Annotated in this window: 13 protein-coding genes; 7 read left to right on the plus strand and 6 right to left on the minus strand. The window is 70.8% G+C overall.

Annotated elements, in window-relative coordinates; genetic code table 11:
• Positions 1–85 precede the first annotated feature (85 nt).
• The 3 genes from A6P39_RS31760 (at position 86) to moaA (ending at position 3210) form a co-directional block, all read left to right on the plus strand.
• Positions 86–442: a DUF485 domain-containing protein gene (locus A6P39_RS31760; protein WP_067048868.1), complete on the plus strand. Its 357-nt coding sequence runs from the start codon at positions 86–88 to the stop codon at positions 440–442.
• Entirely contained in the window at positions 439–2064 is a 1626-nt protein-coding gene (locus A6P39_RS31765) for a solute symporter family protein (RefSeq protein ID WP_067048871.1), read from the plus strand. Before A6P39_RS31760 ends, A6P39_RS31765 begins: the two co-directional genes overlap by 4 nt.
• Before the next feature lie 156 nt (positions 2065–2220).
• Positions 2221–3210, plus strand: a complete 990-nt coding sequence (gene moaA / locus A6P39_RS31770) for a GTP 3',8-cyclase MoaA (RefSeq protein WP_067048874.1) — start codon at positions 2221–2223, stop codon at positions 3208–3210.
• A gap of 32 nt (positions 3211–3242) precedes the next feature.
• Here moaA and A6P39_RS31775 read toward each other — a convergent pair whose 3' ends face one another.
• Together A6P39_RS31775 and A6P39_RS31780 are read right to left on the minus strand one after the other, a co-directional pair.
• Positions 3243–3461, minus strand: a complete 219-nt coding sequence (locus tag A6P39_RS31775; protein WP_067048877.1) for a hypothetical protein — start codon at positions 3459–3461, stop codon at positions 3243–3245.
• 212 nt (positions 3462–3673) lie between these two features.
• On the minus strand, positions 3674–4066 hold the full coding sequence (locus A6P39_RS31780) for a DUF3099 domain-containing protein (RefSeq protein WP_067049006.1): 393 nt from the start codon (positions 4064–4066) through the stop codon (positions 3674–3676).
• A 267-nt stretch (positions 4067–4333) separates the two neighbouring features.
• Here A6P39_RS31780 and A6P39_RS31785 point away from each other — a divergent pair, with 267 nt between their 5' ends.
• Positions 4334–4615: a GlsB/YeaQ/YmgE family stress response membrane protein gene (locus A6P39_RS31785; RefSeq protein ID WP_067048880.1), complete on the plus strand. Its 282-nt coding sequence runs from the start codon at positions 4334–4336 to the stop codon at positions 4613–4615.
• A 123-nt stretch (positions 4616–4738) separates the two neighbouring features.
• Here A6P39_RS31785 and tyrS read toward each other — a convergent pair whose 3' ends face one another.
• The 3 genes from tyrS to A6P39_RS31800 form a co-directional block, all read right to left on the minus strand.
• A complete protein-coding gene (gene tyrS / locus A6P39_RS31790) occupies positions 4739–6007 on the minus strand; it encodes a tyrosine--tRNA ligase (RefSeq protein ID WP_067048883.1) in 1269 nt (422 codons plus the stop codon).
• Positions 6008–6086: 79 nt separating this feature from the next.
• The gene (locus A6P39_RS31795) at positions 6087–7490 is read right to left on the minus strand and encodes a metallopeptidase TldD-related protein (protein WP_067048886.1); all 1404 of its coding nucleotides are present in this window, start codon (positions 7488–7490) and stop codon (positions 6087–6089) included.
• Positions 7487–9010, minus strand: a complete 1524-nt coding sequence (locus tag A6P39_RS31800) for a TldD/PmbA family protein (RefSeq protein ID WP_067048889.1) — start codon at positions 9008–9010, stop codon at positions 7487–7489. The genes A6P39_RS31795 and A6P39_RS31800 overlap by 4 nt, the downstream gene beginning before the upstream one ends.
• A gap of 248 nt (positions 9011–9258) precedes the next feature.
• Between A6P39_RS31800 and fabG the strand changes: the two genes are divergently transcribed.
• From fabG to A6P39_RS31815, 3 genes are all read left to right on the plus strand, one after another.
• Positions 9259–9963, plus strand: a complete 705-nt coding sequence (gene fabG / locus A6P39_RS31805) for a 3-oxoacyl-[acyl-carrier-protein] reductase (RefSeq protein WP_067048892.1) — start codon at positions 9259–9261, stop codon at positions 9961–9963.
• 5 nt (positions 9964–9968) lie between these two features.
• On the plus strand, positions 9969–10736 hold the full coding sequence (gene fabI / locus A6P39_RS31810) for an enoyl-ACP reductase FabI (RefSeq protein WP_067048895.1): 768 nt from the start codon (positions 9969–9971) through the stop codon (positions 10734–10736).
• Between the two features lie 565 nt (positions 10737–11301).
• Entirely contained in the window at positions 11302–11724 is a 423-nt protein-coding gene (locus tag A6P39_RS31815; protein ID WP_067048898.1) for a hypothetical protein, read from the plus strand.
• Here A6P39_RS31815 and A6P39_RS31820 read toward each other — a convergent pair.
• Positions 11702–12394: a FadR/GntR family transcriptional regulator gene (locus A6P39_RS31820; RefSeq protein WP_067048901.1), complete on the minus strand. Its 693-nt coding sequence runs from the start codon at positions 12392–12394 to the stop codon at positions 11702–11704. The genes A6P39_RS31815 and A6P39_RS31820 overlap by 23 nt on opposite strands.
• Positions 12395–12466 lie beyond the last annotated feature (72 nt).

A 12466-nucleotide genomic window follows, 5' to 3' on the forward strand; every position in this document is an offset into this window, starting at 1 on the left:
CGCGTGGCGCCGTGGACCTTGGGCAGGGAGCACGAGCACCATCGAGCCCCCGTCGTCATGGCAACCGCGAACGCGAGGAGATTCCGTGGCAACCGAGACACCGCCCCCCGCCCCACCAGGCGCCCCACTTCCCTCCACCGAGGAGTTCGCACAGGTGCAGCAGAGCGCGGAATTCGGTGAACTGCGCCGCGCCCACCGCTCCTTCGCCTTCCCGCTCACCATCGCCTTCGCCGCCTGGTACCTGCTGTACGTCCTGCTCTCCAACTACGCGGGCGGCTTCATGGGCACCAAGGTCGCCGGCAATGTCAACGTCGCCCTCGTCCTCGGCCTCGCCCAGTTCCTCACCACCTTCCTCATCGCCTGGTGGTACGCCCGGCACGCCGCCGCCCGGCTCGACCCCAAGGCGCAGGCCATCAAGTCCCGGATGGAGGACGGCGCATGAGCCCCGCGCAGCACACCCTGCTCGCCGCAGGCGAGGCGAGCCAGCACCGGCCGGTGATCATCAGCCTGTTCGCGGTGTTCGTCGCCGCGACCCTCGTCATCACCGTCTGGGCGGGCCGCCAGACCAAGGACGCCGCCGACTTCTACGCCGGCGGGCGCCAGTTCACCGGCTTCCAGAACGGCCTCGCCGTCTCCGGCGACTACATGTCCGCCGCGTCCTTCCTCGGCATCGCCGGCGCCATCGCCCTGTTCGGCTACGACGGTTTCCTGTACTCCATCGGCTTCCTCGTCGCCTGGCTGGTCGCCCTGCTCCTCGTCGCCGAGCCGCTGCGCAACTCCGGCCGCTACACCATGGGCGACGTGCTGGCCTACCGGATGCGCCAGCGCCCCGTCCGCACCGCCGCCGGCACCTCCACGATCGTCGTCTCGATCTTCTACCTGCTCGCGCAAATGGCCGGCGCCGGTGTCCTGGTCTCCCTCCTGCTGGGCATCACCAGCGACGCCGGCAAGATCGGCATCGTCGCCCTGGTCGGCGTCCTGATGATCGTGTACGTCACCATCGGCGGCATGAAGGGCACCACCTGGGTCCAGATGGTGAAGGCGGTGCTGCTCATCGCCGGCGCCGTGCTGCTGACCTTCCTGGTCCTGCTGAAGTTCCACTTCAACATCTCCGATCTGCTCGGCAAGGCGGCCGACAACAGCGGCAAGGGCTCCGCCTTCCTCGAGCCCGGCCTGAAGTACGGCGCCACCGGCACCACCAAGCTGGACTTCATCTCGCTCGGCATCGCCCTTGTCCTCGGCACCGCGGGCCTGCCGCACATCCTGATCCGCTTCTACACCGTGCCCACCGCGAAGGCCGCCCGTAAGTCGGTCATCTGGGCGATCGGCCTGATCGGCGCCTTCTACCTGATGACCCTCGCACTCGGCTTCGGTGCCGCCGCGCTGATCAAGCCGGACGAGATCATCGCCTCCAACAAGGCGGGCAACACCGCGGCACCGCTCCTGGCACTGCACCTGGGCGGCGTCAGCTCCAACTGGGGTGCCGTCCTGCTCGCCACCATCTCCGCGGTCGCCTTCGCCACGATCCTCGCGGTCGTCGCGGGCCTGACCCTGGCCTCGTCCTCGTCCTTCGCGCACGACATCTACGCCAACGTCATCAAGAAGGGACAGGCCGACGAGAAGCAGGAGATCGGCGCGGCCCGCTGGGCGACCGTCGGCATCGGCGCGGTCTCCATCGTCCTCGGCGCCCTCGCCCGCGACCTGAACGTGGCCGGCCTGGTCGCCCTCGCCTTCGCGGTCGCCGCCTCCGCAAACCTTCCCACGATCCTCTACAGCCTCTTCTGGAAGCGGTTCACCACCTCCGGCGCCCTGTGGTCGATCTACGGCGGACTGGTCACCGCGGTCGGCCTGGTGCTGTTCTCGCCGGTGGTCTCCGGCAGCCCGGCCTCGATGTTCCCCGGCGTCGACTTCCACTGGTTCCCGCTGGAGAACCCCGGCATCATCTCCATCCCCGTCGGCTTCCTGCTCGGCGCCGTGGGCACCCTGCTGTCCAAGGAGGTCCCCGACGCCGGCAAGTACGCCGAACTCGAGGTGCGGTCCCTGACCGGCACCGGAGCGCACTGACACCTTCGTACGACGGCCGCGTCGCCCGGGACTGTACGGTCCTACGACGCGGCCGCGCCGCACCTCGTCGGATCCGGCCGCTGTCGTTGTCAGTGGTGTCACGTAGGCTCGCAGATAACGCAAGACGAATGCTCCGGGACGAGGGAGGGGGCCCACGTGCTCATCGACACCTACGGCCGAGTGGCCACCGACCTGAGGGTCTCGCTGACCGACCGGTGCAATCTGCGCTGCACCTACTGCATGCCCGAGGAGGGGCTGCAGTGGCTGGCCAAGCCCGACCTGCTCACGGACGACGAGATCGTCCGCCTCATCGACATCGCCGTGCGGATGCTCGGCATCGAGGAGGTCCGCTTCACCGGCGGCGAGCCGCTGCTGCGCCCGGGCCTGGTCGGCATCGTCGAGCGCGTCGCGGCCCTCACCCCCCGCCCCCAGACCTCGTTGACGACCAACGGCATCGGCCTCAAGCGCACCGCGGCGGCCCTGAAAGCGGCAGGCCTGGACCGGGTCAACGTCTCCCTGGACACCCTGCGCCCGGACGTCTTCAAGACCCTCACCCGCCGCGACCGGCACAAGGACGTCATCGAGGGCCTGGAAGCCGCCCACGAGGCGGGCCTCACCCCCGTCAAGATCAACTCGGTCCTGATGCCGGGCCTGAACGACGACGAGGCCCCCGACCTGCTGGCCTGGGCGATCGAGCACGGCTACGAGCAGCGCTTCATCGAGCAGATGCCCCTCGATGCCCAGCACGGCTGGAAGCGCGAGGGCATGGTCACCGCCGGGGACATCCTCGCCTCCCTGCGCACCCGCTTCGACCTGACCCCCGAAGCAGCCGGCGAGCGCGGCTCGGCCCCGGCGGAGCGCTGGCTGGTCGACGGCGGCCCGCACCGGGTCGGCGTCATCGCCTCGGTCACCCGACCGTTCTGCGCGGCCTGCGACCGCACCCGCCTCACGGCCGACGGCCAGATACGCACCTGCCTGTTCGCCACCGAGGAGACCGACCTCCGCGCGGCCCTGCGCTCCGGCGCGCCCGACGAGGAGGTCGCCCGCATCTGGCGACTGGCGATGTGGGGGAAGAAGGCGGGGGCAGGGCTGGACGACCCGGCCTTCGTCCAGCCGGACCGGCCCATGTCCGCGATCGGCGGCTAGGAACACCCGGACGATCGGGGACCAGGAGAAGGCTAGGAGTTCCCGGACGCTTGCCAGTCCTCGAACTTGACCACGTCCTTCAAAAAGCCCCGCACCCCGAGAAACTGCGAAAGATGCTCGCGATGCTCCTCGCACGCCAGCCACGTCTTGCGCCGCTCCGGTGTATGGATCTTCGGGTTGTTCCACGCCAGCACCCAGACGGCGGCGGTACGACAGCCCTTGGCGGAGCAGATCGGGGTCTCGTCAGTCACAGATTCGTCTCACAGAAAGAAGCCGGACAAGGCGACGCCGAGCAGCCACGGGGGGAGCTGCCCGGCGTCGGTCCGTCGCTCCGACGGGGGATGCGGAGCGCGTACGCAGTATGTCATGGGTACCCCGCCGCCCGGCACTGGAACTGCACGATTGTCTGAGCTTTTCTTGAGCTTCATGGGTAGCCCGTATTCCGCTTGCACGGACGCCCGGGTCACACCGGGCCGTGCTGTTCACCGCGTGCCCCCGTCGGACGGGAAGCGGTGTCCTGCGCAGCCGACTGCGCCCGCGTGTCCTCCGCCCGCGGCGGCATGATCATCGGGTTCGTCGGCACGCTGACGAACGTCGACGGAAGGGACGGCGGCCGCTCACGGCCCGCGTTGGCGATCACCACGGCGACATAGGGGAGAAGCGCACCGAGCACCAGCGCCACGATGGCGACGTACCGCTCGACGTTCCACAGGGCGACCGAGAGGATCACCGACACGGTGCGGACCGACATCGAGATGACGTACCGCCGCTGCCGGCCCCGTACGTCCTCGGCAAGACCCGTCCGGGCTCCGGTGATCCGGAACACCTGGACGCCACCGCCGTGCTGTTTCCGCATCACGATCCACCATTCGCCCGCATCGGACTCTCCCCGGCCCGCACCGTCGTCCGCGCCCGGCCGGGAACCGGGCAGGGACACGTCCCACGTTACGCCGCGGCCTTGCCGCCGACGAGACCGGGGCGCCCACGGCCTGCGGCAACGGTGCCGGACCCGCCCGGCAGCGATGCCGGACCCGCCCCACACGGGCGAGCCCGACATGCGCCGTACGGCCCACCCGCCGACACTGGCCCTAATGCTCAGGTCGAGCCGGACGAGGAGGCAGCCATGGGCTGGTTGTGGGCGATCATCGTGGGATTCGTGCTCGGCGTCATCGCCAAGGCCGTCATCCCGGGCAAGCAGCACAGCCCGCTGTGGCTGACCACCATCTGCGGCATGCTCGGCGCCATCGTCGGCAACGCCGTCGCCCGCGCCGCAGGCGTGGCGGCGACCCGGGGCATCGACTGGAGCCGGCACCTCTTCCAGCTCGTGGCGGCGATCATCATCGTCGCCGCGGTCGACGCCCTCTACATGGCGACGCTGGGGAAGAAGAAGGCCCAGAAAGCCTGACGGCTCCCTGGGCGCAAGCACTCCAGGAAGGGCACGGGGCCGCATCGACGCACGGCTCCGCCACGGCGGTGCCAGAACCCCGGACGAAGCCGCACCCGGCGGCGACCCCCACGCCCTGCGGCGCTAAGCCGGAACAACCTCCACCGCGGCAAGGTTCTTCTTCCCCCGCCGCAGCACCAGCCACCGCCCGTCCAGCAGTTCCTCCTTCGCGGGGACGGCGTCCTCGGAGCCGACCTTCGCGTTGTTCACGTAGGCCCCGCCCTCCTTCACCGTCCGCCGCGCGGCGGACTTGCTGGCGACGAGACCGACCTCCGCGAACAGGTCGACCACCGGACCCAGTTCGGTGACCTTGATGTGCGGCAGCTCGGACAGCGCGGCGGCCAGCGTCGCGCCGTCCAGCTCCGCCAGCTCGCCCTGCCCGAACAAGGCGCGGCTCGCGGCGATCACCGCGGCCGTCTGGTCGGCGCCGTGCACCAGCGTCGTCAGCTCCTCGGCCAGCGCCCGCTGCGCCGCCCGGGCCTGCGGACGCTCCTGGGTCTGCTCCTCCAGCTCCTCCAGTTCCTCGCGGGACTTGAAGGACAGGATCCGCATGTAGGTCGAGATGTCCCGGTCGTCCACGTTCAGCCAGAACTGGTAGAACGCGTACGGCGTCGTCATCTCCGGGTCGAGCCAGACGGCGCCGCCCTCGGTCTTGCCGAACTTGGTGCCGTCCGCCTTCGTCATCAGCGGGGTGGCCAGGGCGTGCACCTCGGCGCCGGGCTCCAGCTTGTGGATCAGGTCCAGGCCCGCCGTGAGGTTGCCCCACTGGTCGCTGCCGCCCTGCTGGAGGGTGCAGCCGTGGCGCCGGTAGAGCTGGAGGAAGTCCATGCCCTGCAGGATCTGGTAGCTGAACTCCGTGTAGCTGATGCCCTGGTCGGACTCCAGGCGGCGGGCCACGGAGTCCTTCGTCAGCATCTTGTTGACGCGGAAGTGCTTGCCGATGTCCCGCAGGAACTCGATCGCGGACAGGTCCGCGGTCCAGTCGAGGTTGTTGACCATGACCGCGGCGTTCTCGCCCTCGAAGGACAGGAACGGCTCGATCTGCGCACGCAGCTTGCCGACCCAGCCGGCCACCGTCTCCGGGTCGTTCAGCGTGCGCTCCGCCGTCGGGCGCGGATCACCGATCAGGCCCGTGGCGCCGCCGACCAGCGCCAGCGGCCGGTGCCCGGCCTGCTGGAGCCGGCGCACGGTGAGCACCTGCACCAGGTGCCCCACGTGCAGGGACGGCGCGGTCGGGTCGAAACCGCAATAGAACGTGACGGGACCGTCCGCGAGCGCCTTGCGCAAGGCGTCCTCGTCGGTGGACAGGGCGAACAGCCCACGCCACTTCAGCTCGTCGACGATGTCCGTCACGGTTCTCGTGTCTCCTCGATGATCTCCGGGCGGCCGGACGGCACCCGACGGTGACACCCGACCACGAACGCCTACGAGGTTATACGCCCTGACTGACAGAGCTCATATTGAAATCCGGGATCCGCAGCGCCGGCATCGCGGCCCGGGTGAACCAGTCGCCCCACTCGCGCGGCAGCGTCTTCTCGGTGCGTCCGGCCTCCGTCGCCCGCCTCAGCAGGTCCACCGGGGACTCGTTGAACCGGAAGTTGTTCACCTGCCCGGTCACCTCGCCGTTCTCCACGAGATAGACACCGTCCCGGGTCAGGCCCGTCAGCAGCAGCGTCGCCGGGTCGACCTCGCGGATGTACCACAGGCAGGTCAGCAGCAGGCAGGGCCCGCGCCCGGTCGTGCCCGCGACCATCTCCTCCAGCGAGCGGTCGTCCCCGCCGTCCAGGATCAGGTTCCCGAGCGCCGGGGCCACCGGCAGCCCGGTCAGGGCGGCGCTGTGCCGGGTGGTCGTCAGGTGCTTCAGCACACCCTCCCCGACCCAGTCGGTGGCCTGCGCCGGCAACCCGTTGTCGAACACCGACTGGTCACCGCCGGAGGAGTGGGCGACCACGAACGGCGCGCACTCCAGGCCCGGCTCGCCGGGGTCGCTGCGCAGCGTCAGCGGCAGCTCGCTCAGCCTGTCGCCGACGCGCGTGCCCCCGCCCGGCTTGGAGAACACCGTCCGGCCCTCGGCCGCGTCCCGGCCCGACGCCGACCACAGCTGGTAGATCAGCAGGTCCGCGACCGCGGTCGGCGGCAGCAGCGTCTCGTACCGGCCCGCAGGCAGCTCCACCCGCCGCTGCGCCCAGCCCAGCCGTACGGCCAGCTCGGCGTCCAGGGCCTCCGGGTCGACGTCCTTGAAGTCCCGCGTGGAGCGGCCCGCCCACGCCGAGCGCAACCGGTCGGGCGACTTGGCGTTCAGCTCCAGCGTGCCGGTGGGCTGGTCGTGGCGCAGGCGCAGGCCCGTGGACGTACCCATGTACGTCGACACCAGCTCGTGGTTGGCGAAGCCGTACAGCTCCCGGCCGCCCGCACGCGCGCGTGCGAACGCCTCGCCGAGCGCCGGGGCGAAGTCGGCGAACACCGCGGAGGAGGTCTCGGCGGGCGCGTCCGCGAAATCGGGGGACTCCGGCACGCCGGTGACCAGGGGCTGGGCGTCCTCGGCGGGCCCGGCGCCGCGCGCGGCGGCCTCGGCGGCCCGCACCAGCGGCTCCAGCTCCTGCGCCGTGACCGCAGAGCGCGACACGACACCGGAGGCGGTGCCCTCCTTGCCGTCCACGGTCGCGATCACGGTGAGCGTACGCCCGCGCGTCACCCCGTTCGTGGTGAGCGTGTTGCCCGCCCAGCGCAGGTTGGCGGTCGAGTGCTCGTCGGCGATGACGACACAGCCGTCGGCCCTGGACAGCGCCAGCGCCTGCTCCACGACCTCGTGCGGCTTGCTGCTGCGGGCGCTCATCGGCCGGCCTCCTGCGTGGTGTTGAGGATGTTGACGCCCTTGAAGAGGGCGGAGGGGCACCCGTGCGACACGGCCGCCACCTGGCCGGGCTGCGCCTTGCCGCAGTTGAACGCACCGCCGAGGACATAGGTCTGCGGACCGCCCACCGCGGCCATCGACCCCCAGAAGTCCGTCGTGGTCGCCTGGTACGCGACGTCCTTCAGCTGCCCGGTGATCCGCCCGTTCTCGATCCTGAAGAAACGCTGCCCGGTGAACTGGAAGTTGTACCGCTGCATGTCGATCGACCACGACCGGTCGCCGACCACGTAGATGCCCCGGTCGACGCCCCCGATCAGGTCCTCGGTGGACAGCCCGGCGGGATCCGGCCGCAGGGACACGTTGGCCATGCGCTGCACCGGCACATGCCCGGGGGAGTCGGCGAACGCGCACCCGTTGGACCGGTCGAACCCGGTCAGCCTCGCGATCCTGCGGTCCAGCTGGTAGCCGACCAGTGTGCCGTCCTTGACCAGGTCCCAGGACTGCGCCTCGACGCCCTCGTCGTCGTAGCCGATGGTCGCGAGGCCGTGCTCGGCGGTGCGGTCCCCGGTGACGTTCATCAGCTCGGAGCCGTACCTGAGCTTGCCCAGCTGGTCGAAGGTGGCGAAGGAGGTGCCGGCGTACGCCGCCTCGTAGCCGAGGGCGCGGTCCAGCTCGGTGGCGTGGCCGATGGACTCGTGGATGGTCAGCCACAGGTTGGACGGGTCGACCACCAGGTCGTACAGGCCCGGCTGCACGCTCGGCGCCCGCATCTTCTCGGCGAGCAGCTCGGGGATCCGCTCCAGCTCGCCGTCCCAGTCCCAGCCGGTGCCCGTCAGATACTCCCAACCGCGCCCGACGGGCGGTGCGATGGTCCGCATCGAGTCGAACTCGCCGCTCGACTCGTCGACCGACACGGCGGTGAGCTGGGGGTGCAGCCGTACGCGCTGCTGCGTCGTCACGGTCCCGGCCGTATCGGCGTAGAACTTGTTCTCGTGCACGGTGAGCAGCGAGGCGTCCACATGGTCGACGCCCTGTGCGGCCAGCAGCCGCGTGCTCCACTCCGCGAGCAGCGCGGCCTTCTCCTCGTCGGGCACCGAGAACGGGTCGATCTCGTACGATGAGATCCACGTCCTGTCGGCGTGCACCGGCTCGTCCGCCAGCTCGACGCGTTCGCCGGACCCGGCAGCCTTGATCACCTGGGCGGACAGCTTGGCCATCGCCACCGCCTGCGAGGCGACCCTGGCCGCCGCGTCCAGGCTCAGATCGACCCCGGAGGCGAAGCCCCACGTGCCACCGTGCACGACCCGGACCGCGTATCCGAGGTCGGTGGTGTCCGACGAACCGGCGGGCTTGGCGTCCCGCAACCGCCAGGACGCGCTGCGCACCCGCTCGAACCGGAAGTCCGCGTGCTCGGCCCCCAGCGCACGCGCGCGTGCCAGCGCGGCGTCGGCGAGGGCCCTTAGGGGAAGCGCCGTGAAGGCTTCGTCGATGGAATGAGGCACGGAGGTCTCCCTGCTGTCGTGGCCTGTCGGCTCCGATCATGTCGCGGACCCGGCCCCGTGGACTACACGGTTTCGGTCCCGTCCCGCTGTTTCTGTAGGGATCCGACAGTGACTCACCCGAGCCACTGTGGGTGCCCACTTCCCCGTGTGTGCGGCGGTACCGATAGGTTTTCGATGAAGCCGCCTGTCATCGACGTGTTCGGGCGGGCGGGCCGACCGCTTCAGACCGCTATCGAAAGGGTGATCCGTTGAGCCGCTCGGTTCTCGTCACCGGAGGAAACCGGGGCATCGGCCTCGCCATCGCCCGCGCATTCGCCGACGCCGGCGACAAGGTCGCGATCACGTACCGCTCGGGCGAGCCGCCGGCCGGCTTCCTGGCCGTCAAGTGCGACATCACCGACCCGGAGCAGGTGGAGCAGGCCTACAAGGAGATCGAGGACCAGCACGGCCCGGTCGAGGTCCTGATCGCCAACGCCGGCGTGACCAAGGACCAGCTCCTGATGCGTATGACCGAGGAGGACTTCACCTCGGTCATCGACACCAACCTCACCGGCACCTTCCGTGTCGTCAAGCGCGCCAACCGCGGCATGCTGCGCGCCAAGAAGGGCCGCGTCGTCCTGATCTCGTCCGTGGTCGGGCTGCTCGGCTCGGCGGGGCAGGCGAACTACGCCGCGTCCAAGGCCGCCCTGGTCGGCTTCGCGCGCTCCCTCGCCCGTGAGCTGGGCTCGCGCAACATCACCTTCAACGTCGTCGCGCCCGGTTTCGTCGACACCGACATGACCAAGGTGCTCACCGACGAGCAGCGCAAGAACATCGTGTCTCAGGTGCCGCTCGGCCGTTACGCGCGGCCGGACGAGATCGCCGCGACGGTGCGGTTCCTCGCCTCGGACGACGCCTCGTACATCACTGGAGCCGTCATTCCCGTTGACGGCGGACTGGGAATGGGTCACTGATCACCATGAGCGGAATCCTCGAGGGCAAGCGCATCCTGATCACCGGTGTGCTGATGGAGTCCTCCATCGCCTTCCACACGGCCAAGCTGGCCCAGGAGCAGGGTGCGGAGATCATCCTGACCGCGTTCCCGCGGCCCACGCTGACCGAGCGCATCGCCAAGAAGCTGCCCAAGCCCACCAAGGTCATCGAGCTGGACGTCACCAACGACGAGCACCTCGGCCGTCTGGCCGACGTCGTCGGCGAGGAGCTGGGCGGCCTCGACGGCGTCGTGCACTCCATCGGCTTCGCGCCGCAGGACGCGCTCGGCGGCAACTTCCTCAACACGCCGTTCGAGTCCGTGGCCACCGCCATGCACGTCTCGGCGTTCTCGCTGAAGTCGCTGACCATGGCCTGCCTGCCGCTGATGCAGAACGGCGGCTCGGTCGTCGGCCTCACCTTCGACGCGCAGTACGCCTGGCCGCAGTACGACTGGATGGGCCCGGCCAAGGCCGCCCTGGAGGCGACCAACCGCTACATGGCGCGCGACCTGGGCAAGCAGAACATCCGCTGCAACCTCATCTCCGCGGGTCCGATCGGCTCCATGGCCGCCAAGTCCATCCCGGGCTTCGCGGAGCTGGCCTCCGTGTGGGACACCCGCGCCCCGCTGGAGTGGGACCTGAAGGACCCGGAGCCGGCCGGCCGTGGCGTCGTCGCCCTGCTGAGCGACTGGTTCCCGAAGACCACCGGCGAGATCATCCACGTCGACGGCGGTCTGCACGCGATCGGCGCCTGATCGCTGCCGCTGAGGCGCAGCCGACGGCCGAGGCCCGCACCCCTTCGGGGGCTGCGGGCCTCGGCCGTATACGGGCGCCGCAGCGGCGAAGGCAGTGTCGGAGGGGTGCGGCAGGGGAGGAGGGCGGCGGGGGAGCGGGCGGTCCGGTCGGTGAGGTGGCGTGGCGGCCTACGCGGTGCCGTGTGCGGCGCGGGTCCGTGCGCCGGAGGGCAGGCCGCCGGCCGCCCGGCGCGGGGACCGGTCCGTGCGGCGACCGGCCTCGGCGGCGACACAGGCGCGCGACGGCAGGAGGCACGGGCGAACCGGCGGGACCGCGGGGTATGGCGTGTGCACATCGTCCTGCTGGACCGCAGCGGGCCGGGCTGGAGTGGAGCGGATCGCCCCGGAGCGGACTGTGCGGTGCGGTGCGCGCCCGGCGGGGGCACCGCCGGCCGGCGCGGCGACGGTGCGCCGGGACGTCACCCGTTCGGCCCACCTGCCGGGCGGCGGGCTACCCCAACGGCGCACTCTGGATTACGCGTTCACCCCACGCGTCCCTCGCCAGCCCGGCCGAGGAGGTCCCGTCGTGCGCCTGTCCCGAAGCCTGGCCCCGGTGACCGTGGCCGTGGCCCTCGTGCTCTGCCTGCCGTACGACGCGAGTCCTTACGCGCGCGCGGACGACGCGAGGCCCTCCGCGCGCGCGGACGACGCGAGGCCCTCCGCGCGCGCGGACGACGCGAGGCTCATGGACGACGCAAAGCCGCCCGCGCCGGGCCTCTTCGGCGCCGCCTGCCGGACGGCCGTCCACGGCTCCCACGTGGTGGCCTACTGCCACAATCCCTATGTCGACACCGATCGCGTCCGACTGCACATCGAGTGCGCCCGCTGGTGGGACATCGACACCGACAGCGCACCGGTGGACACCCCGCCCGCTCTGACCGTGCGGCTCACGGGCCGGTGCTGGAAGGAGGTCCGCTCGGTCTGGATCAGCCACCAGAAGGAGCGCTGAACCGGCCCGGGCGGCACAGGAACGGATAGCTCGCCGCCTCGGCGGCCGCCGCCTCCGCGTCCCGGGTGCGGATCGCGTCCACCAGCCGGGTGTGGTCCATGTGCGTCTCCGGGGTCAGCTCCGCCCCGACGTCCGCGCGCAGCCAGTCCCGCAGCACCTCGCCGAGATCGGCGTACATCGCCGTGATGACGTCGTTGTGGGAGGCGGCCACGACGGCCAGGTGGAAGGTGGCGTCGGCCGCCACGAACGCCTCCGCCTCACCCGTCTCCCAGGCCTCCTCGCGCCGCTGCATGAGCGCGTCCAGCTGCTTGAGGTCCTTCTCGGTGCGCCGCTCGGCGGCCAGCTTCGCCGCGGCCGACTCCAGCGCGGCGCGCAGCTCGGCGATGTGCCGCGGGTCGGCGTCGGCGAACCGGCGGTGCATCACGCCCGCCAGCTCGCTGGTCGCCACCACATAGGTGCCGGAGCCCTGCCGGATGTCCAGCAGGCCGTTGTGGGCGAGCGCCCGGACCGCCTCGCGGACGGTGTTGCGGGCGACGCCGAGCTGCTCGACCAGTTCCGGTTCCGTCGGGATGCGTGAGCCGACCGGCCACTCGCCGGAGGTGATCTGGTTGCGCAGTGCGGCGATGACCTGCTCGGACAGCGCCGAACGGCGCGGGTGGCTCAGGGGCATGGCACACCTTCGCACGACAGGCCCGGGTCCGTACGTCCCGGGGATGGACAGTCAATCATCCCATGATTCTAT

The organism is Streptomyces sp. FXJ1.172 (genome assembly GCF_001636945.3).
GTDB lineage: Bacteria > Actinomycetota > Actinomycetes > Streptomycetales > Streptomycetaceae > Streptomyces.